Source organism: Bradyrhizobium sp. S69 (genome assembly GCF_009766005.1).
GTDB lineage: Bacteria > Pseudomonadota > Alphaproteobacteria > Rhizobiales > Xanthobacteraceae > Bradyrhizobium.
This window is the reverse complement of record NZ_LMUK01000041.1, coordinates 81,135-102,191: the sequence shown is the minus strand read 5'-3', so window position 1 is coordinate 102,191 and position 21,057 is coordinate 81,135. Positions and strand designations below refer to the sequence as shown.

The following is a 21,057-nucleotide window of genomic DNA, read 5'->3' as shown; positions in this document are numbered from 1 at the left end:
ATGTGCCAAGAAACCCCGGAAGAAACGCTGCAAGACGCCCCAGCAACCCGCCGCTGGCCGGCGCGGCGAAACCACCATAGAAACAGCGATAAAGTGAGCTATTTGACATGAGGAATTTCCATCTTGCCGGCCGCTCCACGGTCCATGGGCAGAATGCGATGGTGGCGACGTCGCACCCGCTGGCCGCGCTGGCGGCGATCGAGGTGCTGAAATCCGGTGGCACCGCCGCCGACGCCGCGGTGGCGGCGTGCGCCCTGCTCGGCGTGATCGAGCCGCAATCTACCGGCATCGGCGGTGACTGCTTCGCGTTGATCCAGCCCAAGGGCGAGGGCAAGATCGTTGCGTATAACGGCTCTGGCCGGGCGCCGATGGCCGCCAAGCCGGAATGGTACCTTGAGCACAATCTGCATTCGATCCCGCTGACCTCGGCGCATGCCGTCAGCATCCCCGGCTCGGTGGATGCCTGGGCGACCATTCTGCGCGACCATGGCAAGCTTGGGCTCGATACCCTGCTGCAACCTGCGATCAAGGCGGCCGAGCAGGGCTATATCGTCGCGCCGCGGATCGCGTTCGACTGGAAGATCCAGTTCGAGAAATTGAAGAACGGTACCAACACCCAGCGCTATCTTCTGCCGCACGGCAGGCCCGCGGTGGCCGGCGACGTGATCCATCAGCCTGAACTGGGCAAGACCCTGCGGGCGATCGCCAAAGACGGCCGCGACGCCTTCTACAAGGGCGCCATCGCCGAGGATATGGTGGAGACGCTGCGCGGCATCGGCGGGCTGCATACGCTCGACGATTTTGCAGCCCATACCACCGAGACGACGTCGCCGATCGGCACCCTATATAAAGACCATGACGTCTGGCAGTGCCCGCCGAACGGCCCCGGCATCACCATGCTGGTGATGCTCAACATCCTGTCGCGTTTCGATCTGACGAAATTCCCGGCGATGAGCATCGAGCGCTTCCATCTCGAAGCCGAAGCCGCGCGGATCGCCTACATGATGCGCGAGACCTATATCGGCGATCCCGCCAAAGTCGATGTTGATGTGGCCAGGATCCTGGCCAAGGAATTTGCCGACGAGCATGTCGGCAAGATCAAGATGGACCGGGTGCTCGACCTGCCGAACGTTGCGCCGCCGATGAATCCTTCGACCGTCTACATCACGGTGGTGGACAAGGATCGCAACGTCTGTTCGTTCATCAATTCGATCGCCCATTCGTTCGGCTCGGCGATCGTCTCCAACAACACCGGCATCCTGCTGCAAAACCGGGCCGGCGGTTTCCGCGTGCAGCCGGGCCATCCCAATTGCATCGCGCCCGGCAAGCGGCCGCTACACACGATCATGCCGAGTCTCGCCACCAAGGGCGGCCGCGCGGTAATGCCGTTCGGCGTGATGGGCGGGCAATACCAGCCGGTCGGGCAGAGCCACCTGCTGACCAATATGCTCGATTATGGTTGCGACGTGCAGGAAGCCATCGATATGCCGCGCGGCCTGCATTATGAAGGCGTCTACCAGCTCGAGGATGGCGTGCCCGCCGACATCGTCGAAGGCCTGAAGAAACTCGGGCACAAGACCACCAGCGTGGTGGCGCCGCTCGGCGGCGCCCAGGCGATCTGGATCGACTGGGACAAAGGCACCCTCACCGGCGGCTCCGATCCCCGCAAGGATGGTTGCGCGCTGGCTTATTGACCAAGCGCGACTTCTTCCCTGGCTTCCAAGGATGCTGAAAACGATGCGATGTCCTAAATTTCGAACTCTCACACTCGCCGTAGCGATCGCCGTCGGCGCGATCGCTACTTCTCTCTCCGTGGCGCCATCAGGCGCGTTGGCCCAGACCGCAGGAAAAACCATGACCACAGATTCAGGCTTGCAGATCATCGATACCATTGTTGGCACCGGCGTTTCGCCAAAGCCCGGCCAGATCTGCGTGATGCATTATACCGGGTGGCTCTATGAGGACGGCAAGAAGGGCAAGAAGTTCGACTCGTCGGTCGACCGCAACGAGCCGTTCGAGTTTCCGATCGGCCAGCATCGGGTCATCGGCGGCTGGGACGAGGGCGTCGCCTCGATGCAGGTCGGCGGCAAGCGCACTTTGATCATTCCGCCCGAGCTCGGCTATGGCGCCCGTGGCGCCGGCGGCGTGATCCCGCCGAACGCGACCTTGATGTTCGACGTCGAGCTGCTGGCGGTGAAATAGCGTTCAATTGCTGCAAAGAGGGATGCGTGTCGTGAAGATCTCCGTTCTCGATGATTATTTCGACACCATACGCACCCTCGACTGTTTCAAGAAGCTGGCGGGGCACGACGTCAAGATCTGGAACGATCACGTCCAGGACGTCGATGTGCTGGCGGAACGGCTGCGCGATACCGAAGCGCTGGTGCTGATCCGCGAGCGAACGCAAATCCGCACCCCGCTGCTGGAACGCCTGCCGAACCTGAAACTGATCAGCCAGCGCAGCGTCTATCCGCACATCGATATCGATAGCTGCACCCGGCTCGGCATCATCGTGTCATCGAGCCAGCATGCCGATACGCCATCCTACGCCACGGCCGAATTCACCTGGGGCCTGGTGCTGGCGGCGATGCGCGAAATTCCGCAGCAGATGGCCTCGCTGAAAGCGGGCAACTGGCAGATCGGCGTCGGCCACACGCTGCGCGGCAAGACGCTCGGTATCTACGGCTATGGCCGGATCGGCGCGGTCGTCGCCGGATATGGCAAGGCGTTCGGCATGAATGTGCTGGTGTGGGCGCGCGAGCAGGCGCTCGAGAAAGCTCGCGCCGATGGCTACGCGACCGCGGCCAGCAAGGCGGAGTTCTTCGAACGATGCGACGTCGTTTCGCTGCATATGCGCCTGGTGGACGCCACCCGCGGCATCGTCAAGGCGGAGGACCTCGCGCGCATGAAGCCTTCGGCGCTGCTGGTCAACACCAGCCGCGCGCCGCTGATCGAGCCGAACGCGCTGGTGAACGCCTTGCGCGCCGGGCGGCCCGGGATGGCGGCGGTGGATGTCTATGAAAAGGAGCCGCTGCGTGACGTCAATGATCCGCTGCTGAACATGCCCAATGTCGTCTGCACGCCGCATCTCGGTTACGTCACGCGCGACGAATACGAGTTGCAGTTCGTCGATATTTTCGACCAGATCATAGCCTATGCCAACGGCAAGCCGGAGAACGTCGTTAACCCCGACGCAATCGAGCACCGCCGGTGATCAAATGAAAAGGACCGGCCCAATGGACCGGTCCTGATCATTAACTCAAAATATGCGATCAGAGATTCTTGTTCGCCGCGCCGGCCGCGTTGTTCACGGCGTCCTTGGTGGCCTGCTTGGCGTCGCCGACGGCCTCCTGGCCCTTGCCTTTGACTTCCTGAATCACGCCTTCGCCCTGCAAGCGGTCGGAGCCGGTGGCTTCGCCAATACCCTGCTTGGCCTTGCCGATGGCTTCATTGGCGACGCCTTTGATCTTGTCTGTCGTTGCACCCATTTGGGACTCTCCTCTGGAAGGGTTAAACTTCGCCAAGGCAAGTCCTATTCGAAGCGAAAGTTCCTGATCCGATCTGGTTTGTCGCCGCAGATTTCGCTACGGTTTACGGGAACAAATTTACGGAAAGCAGCACGATGTCAGGTTCCCACGACCACCCCCACGATCATACCGATTCCGACCATTCGCATTCTCATGACGAGTCCGACCGCTGGAAACACGATGGCGTACGCGTCATTCCCGGCGATCAGCTCGATACCAACGTGCCTTCGACGCCCGGCATGAATCGCGCGGCGGCGATCAATTTCGCCCGGGTCGGCGCGCAGAAATTGTGGGCCGGCACGGTGAACATCAAGCCGGATGCCAAGACCGGCGCGCATCACCATGGCCATCTCGAAAGCATCATCTATGTGGTAAAGGGCAAGGCGCGGATGCGCTGGGGCGAGAAGCTGCAATTTACCGCCGAGGCCAATCCCGGCGATTTCATCTTCATTCCGCCTTATGTGCCGCACCAGGAAATCAACGCCAGCCGCGACGAGATACTGGAATGCGTGTTGGTGCGCAGCGACGGCCAGGCGGTCGCCATCAACCTCGACATCGAACCGGTGGAAAAGCCGGAGACGGTGCTGTGGATCGATCCCGTGCATCGGGATCCCGCGGAAAACAAATAACGGCTAACGCCGACGACCTGACGGCACCCGCCGCAGGGGGAGGAACGCCATGACCCTTGTTCGCTACGAGAGCGCAGGCCGCGTCGCTACGATTACGATGGATCGCAGCTCCAAACACAATGCGCTCAACAACGCGCTGTGCGACGAGTTGCGTCAGGCCTGGCTACGGTTTCGCGACAGCGAGGATCGCGTCGCGGTGCTTGCGGCTGCCGAAGAGGCGTATTTTTCCGTGGGCGCCGACGTCGGCGATCTGCCCGTCAACATGTGGCACGCGGTGCCGGGGTTGGGCGTCGAGCTCGACAAACCGGTGATCGCCGCGACCTCCGGCTGGGTTGTCGGCGGTGCTTTTGTGCTGGTCCAGATGGCCGACATGTGCGTGGCGTCGGAGACGACGCGCTTCATCTATCCCGAAGGCAAGATCGGTACTACCGCCGGCGGCGTCTCGTCGGTGGTGGCGCGAATGCCGCACAAGGTCGCGATGGAATTTCTGCTGGTCGGGGAAGAAATGTCGGCCGAGCGCGCCTACCAGATTGGTTTTGTCAACAAGGTCGCGCCAAAGGGGCAGCACGTCGTACTCGCGCAACAGATGGCCGCGAAGATCGCCGGCAACGCGCCGCTGGTAGTGCAGGCGCTGAAAAAACTCGCCCGCGATGCGATGCCGAAGGGGCAACTCGAGACGGTCGCCGAGGTCCGCCGGATGCTCGATGCGATCAAGGACAGCGAAGACCTGAAGGAAGGCGTCCAGGCGTTCCGCGAAAAGCGCAAGCCGGAGTTCAGGGGGAAGTAGGGATTTGCTGGGGCGCTGCTGGGGCGGAAGAGGTAGAGCCATCGTCATTGCGAGGAGCGTAGCGACGAAGCAATCCAGTCTTTCTTGAGGCCCTGGATTGCTTCGCTTCGCTCGCAATGACGGTTGAGAGGCGCGTTTACGCAAACATCGGCTTACCCAAACACGGAGTGGTCGATCGGCCCGTTCGGTACCACGTAGCCATAGCGGGTGTTGGACGGTTCCGGTCCGTTCTTTTCGTATTCCGCCTTCATCATCGCAAACCGGTCGCCCTTGATGTCGAGCATCGCTTTCTTCGGCTGGATATTATAGAGCCGCGCATTGTTGTCGCCGAAGATCGCGGTCTTGACCGGGCCATCGGCGGCGCCGAGCGGGGCGTAGCCGAATTTCTTTTGCATCGCCTCGGGTATTTCAAGGCGGCGCAGGCCTTCGATCTGCCATTGCGGCGCACCGGTCCACAATGCGTCGGTGCCCCAGCAGACGTGATCGACGCCGAGCCCCTTGATCAGCGTGCCCATCAGCGCGGCGCAAACATTGGGTTCGGCGACCAGCGTGGTCGCGAACAATTGCCCGACGTCGCCGTAGACATTATTGACGCCGTACTGGGCCGGGATGTCGGCGAGGTCGGAGGTCCAGGAAATCCGCCCGGTGCGCTCGAATTCCGCCAGCGCCTGTTTCGGATCGCCGCCGACATGGCGATAGGCCGAGTGGTAGATGACGAAATTGAGCTGCGGCCAGTCCTTGGCCGCCTGACCGACGTCGGAGACGTCGGCAAAGCCGCGCAGATTGGGAAACCGCTTTTCGACTCCCGGCGGGAACAGCCCTTTGTGGACGCAGACATTCTTGATGCCGGCCTTCACCATCTTCTCGTAGCCTTTATAGGCGACGTTCTCGTCGTCCATCCGCCAGGGATAATGGCTGATGTCCTTGTGGGTGTTGTCGCCGATGGTGTAGCCCTTGCACGATTCAGGTTTCAGCTCGAGGCCGGCATCGAGTTTCTCGAGCCAGCCGGGCTGTCCCGGCGTGAAGATCATATGCGAGAACAACCGCCGCGAACCGGCCTCGTCGTTGACCTTCTTGCGCGCGTCGGCCATCTGCTGATTGGTCAGGAACCAGTCCTGCTCGATGTCGGAAGGCGCCGACGAGATCAACGCGATCTTGGTATCGCTGTCGAGAAACATCTCTTTCTTGTAATTGTTGAACTTCAGATCCTCGATGGTCTGCTCGTGATCGGCGAGTTGCTTGTTCCAACCGGCCTTGCCGACCGCGTTGCGCATGTCGACGAAGGTCATGATGCGGGTGTCGTCGCGCAGGAAATGCGTGTGCATGTCCATGATGAACTGGTCCTTCAGCCCGTTGGCGCGCTCCTGGGCCATCGCGGGCGTTGCGGCCTCCGCCGGCGTCGCATCGAACAGCGCGCCATAAACCTCGTTCATGGCGACAAAGGAGGCGGCCATACCGGCCGCGCTCTGGAAGAATTTCCGGCGGCTCAAGCCCTGCTTGCCGCCGAGATCGTCGGCCATCGCCAATAGCCGGGCCTCGACCTCGCGCTGCCGCTCGTTCTGCGGATCGGGATAGAACTCGTCGCTCGCTACGATCTGGGTCGGGATCGGGGTCTGATAGGCGCACAATTCGGACGGCATTAATGCCGCAAGTTCGGCTTCGGTCAGTTGGCTGCTCACGAGGGCTTTACTCCTTGGTTCTCTCTCTTGCGCCCCGCGATTATGGCTCTGGGGTGCGCGGGCGGGAGACTAGACTTCCATTTGCATTGAGCAAGCCTTCTTGGGGTTGATCGCGTTCTTTTGTTCATCGCGCTGCTGCGTGTCGCGGCTTTTCGCCGTAGGCACCGTCTGCTACAAATATTTCGTTCGTCAACAGGAAGCGGCCGCGTGTTTTCACACCGTGAAAAAAACTAATAATTCGACTGGAGGAAGTCATGAAGCAACTCGATCGCCCGCTGGCGCGGCGCGCCCTTATTAAAGGCACCGGGCTCGGCATCGTCGCCGCCGGAATGGCGGACGTGCTGCCGGCGCGAAGCGCGCAAGCTGCGCCATCGGAAGGCGGCGATATCTGGAGCAAGGAATACTGGGCCAAGAAGGGTGACATTCCGCTCTGGATGTTCCGCAAGCGGGTCGGCGAGCCGAAGCCCGGCGAGGCTTCGCGGCCGGTGGTGTTCTTTGTCCATGGCTCTTCGGTGACGTCGAGGGGATTCGACCTCAACGTGCCCGGCCACGGCGAATATTCCATCATGAATGAATTCGCCCGCTACGGCTTCGACTGCTGGACCATGGACCATGAAAATTACGGCAAGTCGGGGCGGACGTCGGGCAACGCCGATATCGCCAGCGGCGTCGAGGATCTGAAAGCCGCCGCGGAAGTCCTGATCCGTGAAACCGGCCGGCAGAAATTCCATTTCCTCGGCGAATCCTCCGGGGCGTTGCGCGCCGGCGCCTATGCGATGGCGCAGCCGGACCGGGCCGACCGGCTGGTGCTCGCCGCCTTCACCTATAAAGGCGAGGGGTCGCCGACTTTGGCAAAACGCGCCGAGCAACTGGAATATTATCGCACGCATAATATGCGCAAGCGTGACCGCGAGATGATCCGTTCGATCGCCACCCGCGACAAGCCCGGCACCAGCGAGATCGCCGCGGTGGAGGCGCTCGCGGATGCCGAGATGCCGTTCGGCGACCAGATCCCGACCGGTACCTATCTCGACATGACCTCGAACTTGCCGGTGGTGCACCCGGAAAAGGTGCTGTCGCCGGTGCTGCTGGTGCGCGGCGAATATGACGGCATCGCCACCGTCCCCGATATCGAGGCGTTCTTTAATCTGCTGCCGAATGGCGACCGCCAGTTCATCATTCTGCCCGGCACCGCCCATTCGGTGACCTTGGCGACCAACCGGCAATTGTTCTGGCACGTCGCAAGGTCGTTCCTGACCATGCCGACGGCGATTGCGACGTAGAGAGGGACGTCATTCCGGGGCGAAGACGCGCGACGGGCGCCGCATGGTGAGGAAGCGCCCTTGCGCCGTCTCGAACCATGAGATGAGCTTGCGGCCATCCTTCGAGACGCGGCGAAGGAGCCGCTCCTCAGGATGAGGTCGTGCCTGAAAAAAACTTCAAATCCCCTGTCGGATTAGCCTGCGCTGCTTCGTCCTCGGATCGACCGCAACGAAACCTTCACGAGGAACTCAACCCATGTCCAAGATTGCCCCCTGCCTGTGGTTCAAGAACGAGGCCGAGGAGGCCGCGAAATTCTATGTTTCGCTGCTGCCGGATTCCCGCATCGTGAAAATCCAGCACAACGGCCCCGATAGTCCCGCCGGCAAGGCTGGGTCAGTGCTGGTGGTGAACTTCACGCTGGCGGGCCAGGAATTCATGGCGCTAAACGGCAACTCGCAGTTCGAACCCAACCACGCGGTCTCGTTCAAGATCGACTGCGTCGATCAGGCCGAAACCGACCGGCTCTGGGACAAGCTATCCTCGAACGGCGGCTCGACCCTGCAATGCGGCTGGCTGAGGGATCGTTACGGCTTCTCCTGGCAGATCGTGCCGTCGGGATTTATCGAATTGATCGGCGGCCCCGACAGCGCCGGCCGCGAGCGGGCGATGCAGGCGATGATGAAGATGGAAAAGCTCGACATCGCAACGCTGCAAAAGGCCTATGACGGCAGCTGAACAATTGCCGTTCAGGTTTTGTCGAGCGCCCAGACCTTGCGGGAGTTCATCGCAATGAGGCAGATCGCGGCATAGGCCACCATCGATGCCGCGACCATCGAGGCCAGCGTCGTCATGCCGGCACCGAAATAGCCGACCGCGATCCAGCCGAGGCCCGCGGCGAACAGGATCCGGATGACGGAGCCGATGAACGGCCAGAACACATGGCCCGCGCCCTGGGTTGCAAAGGAAACGACGAAGCTGAACCCGAGCGCGGCATAGGCCGGCGCGACGATGCGCAGATAAGTCGCGCCCAGCCGCTGCACTTCCGGATCGTGGCTGAACAGATGCAGCCACAATGACGGGACGATCGCGACCACGAGGCCGATCGATCCCGTGAGCACCAGGCCAGCCGCGCCGCTGATCCAGGCGATCCTTCTGGCGCGGGCGGTCTGGCCTGCGCCGATATTGACCCCGACCATCGTCAGCACTGCGGTGCTGAGGCCGAACAGGATCGGAATCATCACGTAATCGAGCCGCGAGGCGATGCCATAGGCGGCGAGTGCGGTGGTGCCGAACAGCCCGACCGCGGCGGTGACCAGGATCACCGTCAAATTGGAGAGCACCGCATTGACCGCGGTCGGAATCCCGACCTTGAGAATATCGAGGAATAACCGGCCTTGCAGCGGCACGAACTTGAATGTCAGGTCGGTGCGTCCCGACGCCATGTAGCGCAACAGAAACAGCATGGCGCCACAATAATAAACCGCGAAAGCAATTCCGGCGCCCTGGATGCCGAGCCGGGGCACCGGACCGAAGCCGAAGATCAAGAGCGGGGAGGCCGGAATCAGCACCAGCGCGCCGATCAGTGTCACCATCGCGGGCACCTTGACGTTGCCGGCGCCGCGCAAGGCCGCGGCCTGCAGATTGACGATCCATACCGGGATCGCGCCGGCAAACAGATAGTTGGAGTATTGCAGCGCCGCGTCGAGCGCCGCACTGTGGCCGCCAAGCGCCCGGTACAGCATCGGGCCGCCGCGGATCGTGCCCAGCATGAAGGCCGCGCCGAACACGATCGCGATTATGATGGCGTGGAACACCAGCGCGTCGGCATCGTCCTTGCGTCCGGCGCCGACCGCGCGCGCCACCGAGGCTGCGACCCCGCTGCCGATGCCGCCATTCGACATCATCGTCATCAGCATGAACACCGGAAACACCATCGCCACGCCGGCCAGCGCGTCGGTGCCGAGATAGCCGACATAATAGGCCTCGGCGATGTTGACCGCGGTCTGCGCCAGCAGCACGACCATGGTCGGCAACGCGAGTTTTACCAATGTCGGCAGGATCGGACCGGCCAGGATCGCCGCGCGGGTCGCCTCCGTGTTCGGTTGCGCGGGTTTTGCTAAGGGACGGGCGGGCACGGGGGCATCATCATCGCCAGGCGCGGCGTCCAGCGTGAGCGTCGCGGCGAGTGCTTTCGATTCCATCTCGATCGTCCTGGCTATTTTTGGCCGAAAATCCGGTCGCCATCGCGGCCCGTTCCGGCATTATCTATTGCATTACACTTATAATGCATTATTACAGTCGTAATGCAATAACGCGATTCGGTCACGATTGCGTTGAGTCACGGCCGGACCCAACCGGCCGGATGTCGCCCAACGAGATGCGGGAGGAATCGGATGCGCTATGAAAAGGGACACAAGGATGCGACCCGCGAGCGCATCATCGATGTCGCGTCACAACAGTTTCGCGAAAATGGCGTCGCGGGGGTAGGCCTTGCCGGCATCATGAGCGATGCGGGGCTGACCAACGGCGCGTTCTACACCCACTTCGAATCCAAGGAAGATCTGGTGCAGGCGGTGCTTGCGAGCGCGTTGAACCGTCGCGAGACCGCGCTTCAGACGGCTTCGGGGCTGGAGGCCATGATCCGTGATTATCTCTCGCCCAGGCATCGCGATGGCGCCGGTCGTGGTTGTCCGACGGCGGCGCTGGTTGCCGAGATCGCCCGCCACCCGAAGACGACCCGCGATGCCTTCACCACCAAAGTCGCCAGATTCGTCGAACTGATCACGGCTCAGCTTCAGGTCGGCTCGGCCAGCGAGCGGCGGCGCAATGCGCTGGCGATCTATGGCATGATGGTGGGTTCGTTGCAGCTTGCGCGCGCCGTCAACGACAAACCGTTCTCCGACGAAATCCTGGAAAGCGGCGTCAGCGCCGCGCTGGCGCTGGCTGAGGGCGCGTGATGAAGAACCACGCTTCAATCTAGCTTGGTCAGAATCGCAACCGCTCGTCCGGCGGCGCGATTTCGGTGACCAGATCCCTGATCAGCGCCTTCTTCGGCAGCGGCGCGAGCGCGGTAACGCCTTCCTTGAGCCGGACCGTGCAGGCGTAGTCGACGTCTCCGTCGATCAGCATCATGCACTCCTTGCAGGCATTGGCATTGATGCAGGAGAATCGGAACGCAAGCGACGGATCGGCCTGCTGTCGAACGATGCGCAGGCCGTCGAGCACGGACTGGCCTGCCTCGAAGGAGACTTCAAAGCGTTCGACGCGCGGTGGTTCGCCTGACATCCCGCGCTGGATCGCGAGCACGGCCCTCATGGCAAAGTCCTCTGTCGTGACGGTGGGCTGCGGCCGAGATGGAGTTGTCCGCCGGAAAGACTGACGGTCTGATTGACCGACCAGGTCTCATCCAACGCCGGATGATCCTCGCGCTGATGCGCGCCTCGGCTCTCGGTGCGGGCCAGCGCCGCCAGCGTCACAGATTGCGCGACCAGCAGCATATTGCGCAGGTCCAGCCAGTCGACCAGCACGGTATCGAACGGGGTGGCCGACGACACCGGAGATTGGCCGATTTCCGTTTTCAACCGCGCGATCGCCTGCGCCGCCAAACGCAGTTTGTCGGCGGTGCGGAACGGCCCGACCCCATCGGCCATCAGCGCCTTCAACTCGACCACGATGGCGGCCAAATTGGGGGCATCGCGCCGCTCCGTGCTGCGTAGCAGGTCGAGGGCGGGGCGCGCGGCCTGTGGCTCCCAATGCGAAGAAGCCTGTAACGCGCGCTGCGCGGCGTTGCGACCGGCGCGGGCCCCGAACACAAACGCTTCGGTGATCGCGTTGCCGGAAAGGCGATTGGCGCCGTTGGCGCCGCCGACCGCTTCGCCGCAGGCGTAGAGACCAGCCACGCGCGTTTGCAGCATCGAATCGACCCGGATGCCGCCCATGTGATAGTGGGCGATCGGTGCGACTTCCACCGGCCGGCTGGCGAGGTCGATGCCGTTGGCGGCGAGCCGATCCACCACCGGACCGAACGCACTTCGCATCTCGGCCTCGGGCACGTGCTGGAAACTGAGATAGGCGCCGCCGGCCGGACTGCCGCGGCCGGCCTCGACTTCCTTGGTGATGGCGTAGGTCGCGAGATCGCGGGTCAGCACATAGCGGCCGTCGCTGCGGCTATCCTGGTCTACATAATCTGTCTCGAACTCGCGCATCTCGGCATTAAGTAGCTTGCCGCCCAATTTGTAGCGGAACGGATCCCACATGATCGGGTCCATGCCGACCAGCCGCGGCGCGAGGTGGCCGATCGGAAAGAATTGCACGAACTCCATGTCGATCAGCTCGGCGCCCGCACGCAGCGCCAGCGCGTAGCCGTCGCCGACCATATTGGACGATGCACTGTTGCGGCGATATAGCCCGGTCAAGCCGCCGGTCGCGATTACGACCGCCTTGGCCGCGAGCGTGACGGCGCGCCCGGTCGTCAGATGCAGCGCGGTCGCGCCACACGCCTGGCCATCGCGAACCGAAATTTCGACGATCAAGAGTTCGCCGATGCGGCGGACAGCGCCGGCCGAATTCAGCCGCGACCTCAGCGCCCGCGATACCGCCGGACCGGTCGATAAAAAGTCGACATAGGCGCAGCGCGGGCGATCATGGCCTGGCGCCTGTGCCTGCTTGATATGACCGTCTTCCCGCGCCCAACCGACCTTCCAGTCATCCATCTCGCGCAGCCGCCGCGGACCGTCCTCGCACAACAAAGCGGCAAGGCCCTCATCGCAAAGACCGCGCCCGGCCGCCAGCGTGTCCGATAGATGATGCTCCCAATGATCGGGCGTCTGCTCGGCGAGCGCGGCTGCGACCGTCATTTGAGCCATCACGGTGGCGCCACCGCGGCCGATCAGGCTGCGCTCGGCGAGAATCACCGATGCGCCGGCGCGCGCCGCTTCGAGCGCGGCGTACATGCCCGCGGCGCCGGAGCCGATCACCAGCACGTCGGTATCGAGATGCATCGGCTGGTCGGTGGCGGCGTTGTTTTCCGATGAGCTCATGGCAATTCGCGATTCATGTGCGCGCCGCGTCGGCCTGCGCCCGGGCGATTTCATAGGCGGCGACATGGCTGCGCGCCAGATTGAGCAGCGGCGTTTCGATGCCGAGCGCGCGGGCGCGATTCACCATGTCTCCCAGGATGTGCTCACCCTCAGTGGTCGAGCCGCGCTCGATGTCGCGCAGCATCGATGCCTTGAGCGGCGAATTGACGGTGGTGAACAGCGTGGTGTCGAATTCGATGAACGCAGGCCTCGGCACGAAGCCGGCGGCGGTCGCGATCGCGCAGCACTCGTGGAAAAGCTGGAATATGGCCTCTTGCCCGCCGGGCGCGGCCAGAATGGTGCCGATGCTTGCGCGCATCAGGCACGTGATGCCGGCAAGCGTGCTGAGCTGCACGAACTTCTCCCACATGTCCTGCATGATGCGCTCGCTGGGGCGCCCGTTGATATCAGCGCTCTTCAAAAAGGCCTCGAGGGCCCGCGTTCGCTCGCTGGAGCCGCCCGCGATTTCGCCGAAGGTGAGATCATGACTAGGCAGGAACTGGACCACGCGGCCGTCGGCATCGAGGCCCGCGCTGATATTCGACATGCCGCCCAAGACGCGCTGATTGCCGAAGCGCGCCGTGAGCCGGTCGAGGTGGCCGAGGCCGTTGAGGATCGGCAGGATCATGGTGTCTGGGCCAACCGCGGCGGCGAATTCGTCGATGGCCTGATCGAGCGAATAGGATTTCACGCCGACCAGAACCAGGTCGAACGTGCCCTGGATGTCCCCGGCCAGCACGGTGCGCGCGGTGATCGTGAAATCGCCCTTCGGACTGATAATCGTGAGCCCGCCGCGGGCCAGTTGCTCGGCGCGTCGCGGGCGGACCATGAAGGTGACGTCCCGTCCGGCGCGAACCAGGCATCCGCCAAAATAACCGCCGAGCGCGCCTGCTCCGACAACCAAGGTGCACATTCACTTATCCTTATGCCCGATGATCTCCGACATCATTGAGCAATTTTGATGCTGCGACGCAATCGCGTTTGGTCATGGCCGGGCTGCTTGAGGCGCGTGCGTTCGACGCCGCGCTGGCAGCCATTCAATCCGGCTCAGTAACTCACCCGCAGGCCGACGCCGCCGTGCAGGGTGTTGCCGACCGGCTGCGGTCCCGCGGTGCCGTTGAGGAAGAGGTCGGCGACCCAGCCTTTGCTGATGCGGAAGCCGAGCCGCCCGCCATATTCGAACCAGCTCTGGTTTCCGATCGTCGGCACCACATTGCCGTCGCCGGTCACGGTCGCGACGATGCCGGAATGCGACGCAAAGGACTGCACGAAGCCGCCATTGATGTTGGTCTCGATGTTGCCGCCGAACAGATGCGTCCATTGTCCACCGACCTTGACCAGATTGGTCTGGTCGGTGCCGGTGGCAATCGAGGCATTGAACGGATTGAAGGCAGTGGCCGGATCGCTATAGCCGGCCACCCGCTGCCAGAGTTGCCAGATTTCGACCGAGGCTGCGACCTCGTCACGGGGCGATATCCGGCTGATCCAGCCCGCCCTGCCGTAGACGCCGTAATCCGAGCTGTTGGTGGAACTGCTGAGCGACACCGCGCCGAGGCTCGTCGTGTAGCTTCGGCTGTAGCCCACCTTCTCGAACGGCGACAAAATGGCGCCGATGTCGAAGAACGGCCGCGACGATCCCCAGTCGGTGAAATCATAACGCAGCGCGAACGCGCCGATCGGCGCGCTGGTGACGCTATATCCACCTTCGCTGTATTGCGTGTAGGCGATGCCGGCCAGCAGCGACAGGTTGGGTGTGAGTTCCTTGCGGCCATGAATGCCGGCGGAGAATGAACCCGCCGAGCCGAACGCGCTGATGCAATCGCTGCAATTGATCTGCTCATTGACCCCGAGCAGCACCGAGCCGAGCACCCGGTTGGTGATCATCTGGTTGAAGCGCTGCTGGGCCAGGCTGTTGATCGATGAGGCGCTGGAATTCGCGCCGGTCGGCGTCGGTGTCGGTGTCGGCGTGGGGGTCGGCGAGGGCGAGGGAGTGGGGGTCGGCGTCGGAGTGGGGGTCGGTGTCGGTGTGGGCGTTGGCGTCGATGACTGCGCGGATGCCGACATGGTCTGCGCCTGAAGCAGCACAAGCGAAACCGCTGCGGTCAAGGCCGCCGAGACGATCCAGCCTGTTGCGGATTTCGTGATGGCCATCTCAGCGCCCACACAACATGCCGGTCGGATCGCCGCCGTCGGCTGGCGTCCCCGGCGGCGTCGCATCGGCAAAGTCGGTGACGTTGCAGAGCCCCGGCGTCGCCGCGCAGGCCGCGGCAAAGGTCCAGGGCGAATGATTGGTCTTCTGGATCGTGCTCCTGCTTCCGGTCGAGGTGATGATGGCGGTATCGCCGGGCTGGGTGAGCTGCGTGCATTGGAAGCTCAAGGTGCAGACCGACGAGGCGCCTTCCTGCAACACCACGGTGATCTTGCCCCGCTGCACCAGGATATCGAGAATCGTACCGCGTACGCCGATCGTCCCGAGCGATGTCGTGATCTTGTAGGCGGCCTTCTCCGAATGTCCGGTCACGAAGCGGAACGCGCCGGTGGTGAGGCGGATCGCGATATCGCGATAAGTGTGCTCGTCGTTGAAAACGGTACGGTCGAGCGTGATCGTCGCATTGGCGCTGAGCGAAAGGTTGGTGTCGTCGGCCATCACCAGCCGCGTCGCGCTGTCGGGGCCGGTGCGCACGACCTCGTCGCGCAGCACGGCGTCGCCGACATTGATCTGGTTGCTGCCAGATCCCATGACGCGGACGACTTCATTCTTGACCACGGCAGCTTCACCGACGCGCGTCTGCGCGCGGGCTGGATCGGCCGCAAATCCGGCGATAGCAAGCGATGCGCAAAAAGCGGCAACGGCGTAACGCCAATACATTTCAATACCGATCAATTTTATCCCGCCATCGTACCCGATCGTGCGCTGTGGGATGTTGTAAATTTGCCACAAGCAGCGACAGATCGACCCTATGGTTAGTCGCAGCGAGGTCGAAATGCGTTCAACGTAATATCCGAACTAAAAACATGGACTTAAGAACGCGTCCCGACCACACTCGTCAGTTGTAACGCCTTTGATCAATGACCATCGTGCCCCCATCATCTTCGGTTCCCAATCATTCGATCGCGCGCAACACCGTTGTCGCAATCATCCTGTTTCTGTTCGCGCACCTGGCGCTGCTGGCCGGCCTGACGACGCCGGACAAATTCTATTTCGACGAAGTGCATTATGTGCCGGCGGCGCGGCAGATGCTGGAGCCGGTGATGCCGACGCCGATGCTCAATCCAATGCATCCGCCGCTGGCAAAACAGCTGATCGCGCTCTCGATCCTGACTTTCGGCGACGTTCCGCTCGGCTGGCGTTACCCGGCCGCCCTGTTCGGCGCGCTTGCGATCGTCGCGATGTATCTGTGCGGCCTGGCGCTGTTTAGGGCGCAGGGGCCCGCGGTGGCATCGGCGTTGCTGGCGTTTTTCAACCAGATGCTGTTCGTGCAATCGCGGATCGCGATGCTGGATATTTTTGCGCTGACGTTTGGCCTGTTCGGCATCGCCGCGTTCATGCATGGCTTCCGGCAACCGCGACCGCAACGCTGCTTTGCCGCGGCGGGTCTCGCCTGTGGCCTATCGAGCGCCTGCAAATGGAGCGGGCTGTTTACGCTCGCGACCTGCATCGTCATCGTCGCCTTGATCCGCCTGATGCAGAACTGGCGTACGCAATTCGCCGATGGCGATGCCCGTGACTGGTACCGGCCGGAGCTGTGGCCGGATTTCAAGCTGCTGCATTTTGTTGTGTGCTTCGTCATCATTCCGGCGGTCGCCTATTTCGCGACTTTCGTCCCGGTTTTCGGCTGGTCGGTTCCGGACATCCTGGAGGCGCAGCGGCGGATCTTCAGCGACAACGCCACCACCGCGATCGCCAGCCACACGTATATGAGTTTGTGGCCATCCTGGCCGTTTCTGGTCCGGCCGGTCTGGTATCTGTTCGACAAGGTGGGCGACGATCGCATCGCCGCCGTGGTGTTGCTCGGCAATCCGCTGATCCTGTGGCCGGCATTGCTGGCGCTCGCGATAGCCTTGCGCGACTGGATTGTGCTGCGCCGTGCCGATGTGTTCCTGATCCTGGCGTTTTACCTCGGGCCTTATCTGGCCTGGGCCGCGCAGCCACGGCAGCTCGCATTCCTGTATTATTATCTGCCGTCGGCGACCATAGCGAGCCTCGCGCTGGTCTACGCGTTACGGCGCGGCAACAATCCGCGGTGGCTGCTGTGGGCGTTCGTCGCGGCAGGCTTTGTGAGCTTTGCCGCGATGCTGCCGATCTCGGCCGCGCTGGTGGGAACGTCGATGCAGACGTTCAACCGGTTGATGCTGTTTCAGAGCTGGATCTAAACACGAAGAGCGCAGCGATCAGAACCGCACAAACCAGGGAATCCGATTCCAGTGGACCCGGTTGTGATAAACGTGCGGCCACATGATCGGGAACGGCTCCCAATACGCGGTCCGATAATAGCCGTATCGGTGGTGGCGATAATGAGCGTAGCGATGATGGTGAGGCGCGGCCGGCTCGGCATCGGCCGCGGGCTCCGCGGTTTTCGGCGCAATCGACGGCCGCGGCACGGCACCGGACGGTGCGTCGGCCTGCGTCGCCGGCGGGGTGGCCGGGGCCGCTGCGGCTGGGGTTTGCGGGGCGGGCGCGTCTTCGGCAAAGCTGGGCAAGGTCGAGCCGAGGCTGGAGCCGGCGACCAGCAACGCTGCGACGGCAAGGCCGGTGAGAGATGTTTTCATCCTGATCATCCTGCGCGTTGAAAAATGTCTGTGATAAAAAGACTTGCTGGAGAAGACTTACCTGAGAAGACTTGGATCTTGAGAAGACTTGGACCTTGAGAACACTTGGACGCGAAAAGCTTGCGCATATTCGATGCGGTCAAGCCTATGCAATCCGAATGAATTGTCGAGAGGCAAACGCCTGACCGGCGAAATACGCGCCGCACTTATTTCGCGGGCGCGGTGTCCGAAGGGGCCACTTGCGGGATTGCGTCCGGAGTTTTGACCGGCGTGGCTTCCGCGGCCGGTGCCGCTTCCACGGCGGGAGCGCTGGCGGCTGGCGTGGTGGCGTCATCCTTCTTGACTACGGCGGCGACGCGCGCGGTGTCCTTGTGCGCCTTGTGGAGGCGGGCCGAGCGTTCGCCGTGATAAGAGCCGTAGCCGGGCGCATCGACCGACACGCATGACGAGGAACGGCAACCGTTACCGACGTGAATGGTAACGCCTTCGATATTATAGGTTTCGGCGTGAGCCGAGGCGCCGATCGCGAGCAGCGCGGCGGCAGCGATCATGATCGTCTTCATGGCAGTCCCCTGTCTTGATATCTTCAATGTCAGGCGCCCGGTCATGCGTCCCATCCGCCTGACGATCGGCTGGTCCGGGTTTCATCCGTGTGGCTTCCGCCTGCGGCGTTGGCGGCAGGCGGTTAGCGTTGAGCGATCACTTCGACGCGGTCTTAGTGTCCATGTTGACGACCTGAACGCGGCGGTTGATCGGGTCCATCGGCGCGTTCGGATCCTTTGGCTTGTCCTTGCCGTAGCCGACGGTGACGAGGTCGCTGCCGGCGATGCCGAATTTGTCGACCAGGTATTTCTTGATGGTGTCGGCGCGGCGCTCGGACAGGCCCTGGTTGAAGGTTTCGCCACCGACCGCATCGGTGTGGCCGGCGACGATGAACGTGGAGCCCTTCAGGCTGGGATTCGAGAGCGCCTGGCCAAGGGACTGCGCGTCCGGCAGCGAACTGGTGCGGATGTCGGCCGAATTGTAGTCGAACTGAATGTCGAGATCGATTTTCGGCTTGTTGGTTGCGATCTCGGCGATTTCTTCGCGCTCGCCCGTCGAAAGCGACCGGGTCTTCCGGTTGCGGATGGTCTGCAGGAAGCCGATTTCCTTGGCCTTGACCGAGGGATCGATTTGCGGTCCGGCCGACAGGCCGCGGGTCACCGGCTTGGGCTGCAACGCATTCAGGATCTGATCGGTGGAGACGCTGTTGTCGCCGGCGAGCGCAAGACCGGCTGTCATCGACAGCGCGGCACCAAGCGTGATCGCCTTGAGTGCGGTAAGTCTGTGAAAGCTGGTCATGGCCTTGATCCTCGTTGTGACGTCTGATGACGTTTGGATGCAGCGAACATAGGACGGGTTCAAAGCAACGAATGTGATTTAGGTCACGTTGGAGGCGGCGGAACCGCGCCGGACAACGCAGCCGCGCGGCTCGTTACGGTTCCGGGCTGGTTCGAGCCATGGCGTATGACCTGCATGCCGCGATGGCCGGGTATGTGACAATTTTCATAGTTTTTCCTCTTGAATCGGGTGCTGTTGCGCCGGACGTTCAGGGAAACGAATGAGGCTTGCGATGACCAATCTTTTTTCCGCGCGGTGTTTCAAAGTGATCCCGCTCGCGGCCGTCATCCTTGCATCTGTATTGTCAGCATCGAGCTCGGTCGAAGCGCGCGACATCTACAAGGAATGCAACGGCGGCAACGATACTGCCGGCATCGTCGAGGCTTGCTCTGCGGTGTTGAGGCGGGGTTCGCTTGAATCCACCAGCAACCGCAAACAGGCTTTCTTTTATCGGGGCTATGCCTATCAGCGCACCAACCGGCTCGACGAGAGCTTTGCGGATTATCGCGCCGCGCTGACGATCGATCCCGGCTACTTTGCGCCCAAAAACAATCTGGCGGTCGGCCTTGCCAACCGCGGAAACGAGGCATCCCGTCGCAAGGATTATGGCCAGGCACTGACGGATTTCGCCGAGGCGCTCAGGCTGAAGCCGAACGATGTACTGTCACTGAACAATCTGGCGGCAATTCACTACAAGGAGGGGGACTTCGGTCGCGCGATCCCTCTCTGCACCCTGGCTATACAGAACGACCCGAAGTCGATCACGGCCTATGATATTTGCGGGCGTTCCTTTCTCGGCAAAGGCGATCTGAAGAACGCGGTCATTGCATTGACCAAGGTTCAGGCTCTCGAGCCCGGACGCAAGGACGATGATGAATCGCAGAGTCCGCAGCAAGCATTGGACCAGGCCAACCGCATGCTCGCCGAGGCAGCTCCGACCGTGGTCCCATCACGGGCGGCGGTGGAACCTGCTGTTGTGGCGCCTGTCGTTGTCGCGCCCGTCGTCGCGGCCGCGGAGCGATCTTCGCCAGGCGAAATCCGCGTCGCATTGGTGATCGGCAACTCGCATTATGCCAATGTCGGCGCGCTTTCCAACCCGCGACAGGACGCCGCCTTGGTCGCTGACGCTCTGAAGAAGAGTGGCTTTACGTCCGTGACCTTGCTTGAGGACCTTGGCCGCGACGGCTTTGTCTCGGCGATCAAGACGTTTCAGGATCAGGCCGACAAGGCCGACTGGGCCGCCGTTTACTATGCGGGGCATGGCGTCGAGGTGGATGGCACCAACTATCTCATCCCGGTCGATGCCAAGTTGAAATCCGATCGCGACGTTCCCGACGAAACGATACCGCTCGATCGTGTGATGAGTGCGATCGAAGGCGCCCACAAACTCAAACTCGTCGTGCTCGACGCCTGCCGCAATAACCCGTTTGCGCCTCAGATGAAGTTGTCGGGTGCCCACCGCTCGATCAGCCGCGGCCTATCTCGGGTCGAGCCCGTGGGTGCGACATTGGTAGTGTATGCCGCCAAGGAGGGCACGACCGCGCAAGATGGCGACGGCGCCGATAGTCCCTTTGCGGCGTCGTTTGCCAGGCGGCTCGAGCAGCCCGGGGTCGAAATCAACATGGCCCTGCGTTTCGTGCGCCAGGACGTGCTGGACCAGACCGGCAACCAGCAGGAGCCGTTCGTCTACGGCTCGCTGCCGCCGACCAATTTCTACTTCGTGCCGCCCAAATAGAGCCGGACAGCGGGCCACCCGTATCCCGCCTGCCTCGGGTCGGACCCGGGATCAACAAGGTCGCCGGCGACCCGTTCGATGGCGCGCGGGCAGATCACGTCGTTCCATCCAGGAAGTCGGTTCGGCCGGGAAGGCCGTGCCCCTGATCTCAAAGTGACGTAGGTCACATTACTCTCCGCCTGCCTCAGTCACATTGGCCCCATCGGATG

21 protein-coding genes are annotated in these 21,057 nt (G+C 62.5%); 10 read left to right on the top strand and 11 right to left on the bottom strand.

The annotated features are described in order from the left end of the window. The first annotated feature begins 107 nt into the window (after positions 1–107). From ggt to GSQ88_RS17850, 3 genes are read left to right on the top strand one after another with little or no spacing between them, the layout of a single operon-like run. Positions 108–1,694 carry a gamma-glutamyltransferase gene (gene ggt / locus GSQ88_RS17860; protein ID WP_159009063.1) on the top strand — a complete coding sequence of 529 codons (1,587 nt, stop codon included), beginning with the start codon at positions 108–110 and terminating at the stop codon, positions 1,692–1,694. 43 nt (positions 1,695–1,737) lie between these two features. After that, positions 1,738–2,202, top strand: a complete 465-nt coding sequence (locus GSQ88_RS17855) for an FKBP-type peptidyl-prolyl cis-trans isomerase (RefSeq protein ID WP_159009062.1) — start codon at positions 1,738–1,740, stop codon at positions 2,200–2,202. A gap of 31 nt (positions 2,203–2,233) precedes the next feature. After that, positions 2,234–3,214 (top strand): D-2-hydroxyacid dehydrogenase family protein, encoded by a 981-nt coding sequence (locus GSQ88_RS17850; protein ID WP_159009061.1) that lies wholly within the window; start codon positions 2,234–2,236, stop codon positions 3,212–3,214. 58 nt (positions 3,215–3,272) lie between these two features. Here GSQ88_RS17850 and GSQ88_RS17845 read toward each other — a convergent pair whose 3' ends face one another. Then, on the bottom strand, positions 3,273–3,488 hold the full coding sequence (locus GSQ88_RS17845; protein WP_159009060.1) for a CsbD family protein: 216 nt from the start codon (positions 3,486–3,488) through the stop codon (positions 3,273–3,275). A gap of 134 nt (positions 3,489–3,622) precedes the next feature. Between GSQ88_RS17845 and GSQ88_RS17840 the strand changes: the two genes are divergently transcribed. Then, positions 3,623–4,156, top strand: coding sequence for a cupin domain-containing protein (locus tag GSQ88_RS17840; protein ID WP_159009059.1), 534 nt, complete (start codon positions 3,623–3,625; stop codon positions 4,154–4,156). Between the two features lie 49 nt (positions 4,157–4,205). Continuing rightward, positions 4,206–4,943, top strand: a complete 738-nt coding sequence (locus GSQ88_RS17835; RefSeq protein ID WP_159009058.1) for an enoyl-CoA hydratase/isomerase family protein — start codon at positions 4,206–4,208, stop codon at positions 4,941–4,943. Between the two features lie 152 nt (positions 4,944–5,095). On the opposite strand, the gene GSQ88_RS17830 is transcribed toward GSQ88_RS17835, so the two are convergent. Continuing rightward, positions 5,096–6,622, bottom strand: a complete 1,527-nt coding sequence (locus GSQ88_RS17830) for an amidohydrolase family protein (protein ID WP_159009057.1) — start codon at positions 6,620–6,622, stop codon at positions 5,096–5,098. 254 nt (positions 6,623–6,876) lie between these two features. Here GSQ88_RS17830 and GSQ88_RS17825 point away from each other — a divergent pair, with 254 nt between their 5' ends. Both GSQ88_RS17825 and GSQ88_RS17820 read left to right on the top strand, forming a co-directional pair. After that, on the top strand, positions 6,877–7,905 hold the full coding sequence (locus GSQ88_RS17825) for an alpha/beta hydrolase (protein WP_159009056.1): 1,029 nt from the start codon (positions 6,877–6,879) through the stop codon (positions 7,903–7,905). A gap of 235 nt (positions 7,906–8,140) precedes the next feature. Beyond that, a complete protein-coding gene (locus GSQ88_RS17820) occupies positions 8,141–8,620 on the top strand; it encodes a VOC family protein (RefSeq protein WP_159009055.1) in 480 nt (159 codons plus the stop codon). A gap of 11 nt (positions 8,621–8,631) precedes the next feature. On the opposite strand, the gene GSQ88_RS17815 is transcribed toward GSQ88_RS17820, so the two are convergent. Beyond that, positions 8,632–10,086, bottom strand: a complete 1,455-nt coding sequence (locus GSQ88_RS17815; RefSeq protein WP_159009054.1) for an MATE family efflux transporter — start codon at positions 10,084–10,086, stop codon at positions 8,632–8,634. Positions 10,087–10,278: 192 nt separating this feature from the next. Here GSQ88_RS17815 and GSQ88_RS17810 point away from each other — a divergent pair, with 192 nt between their 5' ends. Further along, positions 10,279–10,842 carry a TetR/AcrR family transcriptional regulator gene (locus tag GSQ88_RS17810; RefSeq protein ID WP_159009053.1) on the top strand — a complete coding sequence of 188 codons (564 nt, stop codon included), beginning with the start codon at positions 10,279–10,281 and terminating at the stop codon, positions 10,840–10,842. 28 nt (positions 10,843–10,870) lie between these two features. Here the strand turns inward: GSQ88_RS17810 and GSQ88_RS17805 are convergent, their stop codons facing one another. From GSQ88_RS17805 to GSQ88_RS17785, 5 genes are all read right to left on the bottom strand, one after another. Next, on the bottom strand, positions 10,871–11,200 hold the full coding sequence (locus GSQ88_RS17805; protein WP_159009052.1) for a 2Fe-2S iron-sulfur cluster-binding protein: 330 nt from the start codon (positions 11,198–11,200) through the stop codon (positions 10,871–10,873). Then, a complete protein-coding gene (locus tag GSQ88_RS17800; protein WP_246784853.1) occupies positions 11,197–12,924 on the bottom strand; it encodes an FAD-binding protein in 1,728 nt (575 codons plus the stop codon). The genes GSQ88_RS17805 and GSQ88_RS17800 overlap by 4 nt, the downstream gene beginning before the upstream one ends. Before the next feature lie 13 nt (positions 12,925–12,937). Beyond that, the gene (gene panE / locus GSQ88_RS17795; RefSeq protein ID WP_159009051.1) at positions 12,938–13,876 is read right to left on the bottom strand and encodes a 2-dehydropantoate 2-reductase; all 939 of its coding nucleotides are present in this window, start codon (positions 13,874–13,876) and stop codon (positions 12,938–12,940) included. A 134-nt stretch (positions 13,877–14,010) separates the two neighbouring features. Then, complete coding sequence (locus tag GSQ88_RS17790; RefSeq protein ID WP_159009050.1) at positions 14,011–15,114, bottom strand: hypothetical protein; 1,104 nt, start codon at positions 15,112–15,114, stop codon at positions 14,011–14,013. A 1-nt stretch (position 15,115) separates the two neighbouring features. Then, positions 15,116–15,832, bottom strand: coding sequence for a FecR family protein (locus GSQ88_RS17785; protein WP_159009476.1), 717 nt, complete (start codon positions 15,830–15,832; stop codon positions 15,116–15,118). A gap of 200 nt (positions 15,833–16,032) precedes the next feature. On the opposite strand from GSQ88_RS17785, the gene GSQ88_RS17780 reads away from it, so the two are divergent. After that, positions 16,033–17,337 carry a phospholipid carrier-dependent glycosyltransferase gene (locus GSQ88_RS17780; RefSeq protein WP_159009049.1) on the top strand — a complete coding sequence of 435 codons (1,305 nt, stop codon included), beginning with the start codon at positions 16,033–16,035 and terminating at the stop codon, positions 17,335–17,337. 18 nt (positions 17,338–17,355) lie between these two features. Here the strand turns inward: GSQ88_RS17780 and GSQ88_RS17775 are convergent, their stop codons facing one another. The 3 genes from GSQ88_RS17775 to GSQ88_RS17765 all read right to left on the bottom strand — a co-directional run bounded on the left by GSQ88_RS17775 (position 17,356) and on the right by GSQ88_RS17765 (position 19,074). Then, positions 17,356–17,733, bottom strand: a complete 378-nt coding sequence (locus GSQ88_RS17775; RefSeq protein WP_159009048.1) for a hypothetical protein — start codon at positions 17,731–17,733, stop codon at positions 17,356–17,358. 206 nt (positions 17,734–17,939) lie between these two features. Continuing rightward, positions 17,940–18,296 (bottom strand): hypothetical protein, encoded by a 357-nt coding sequence (locus GSQ88_RS17770; RefSeq protein WP_159009047.1) that lies wholly within the window; start codon positions 18,294–18,296, stop codon positions 17,940–17,942. 136 nt (positions 18,297–18,432) lie between these two features. After that, a complete protein-coding gene (locus GSQ88_RS17765; RefSeq protein WP_159009046.1) occupies positions 18,433–19,074 on the bottom strand; it encodes an OmpA family protein in 642 nt (213 codons plus the stop codon). 271 nt (positions 19,075–19,345) lie between these two features. On the opposite strand from GSQ88_RS17765, the gene GSQ88_RS17760 reads away from it, so the two are divergent. Beyond that, complete coding sequence (locus tag GSQ88_RS17760; protein ID WP_159009045.1) at positions 19,346–20,848, top strand: caspase family protein; 1,503 nt, start codon at positions 19,346–19,348, stop codon at positions 20,846–20,848. The last annotated feature ends 209 nt before the right edge of the window (positions 20,849–21,057 follow it).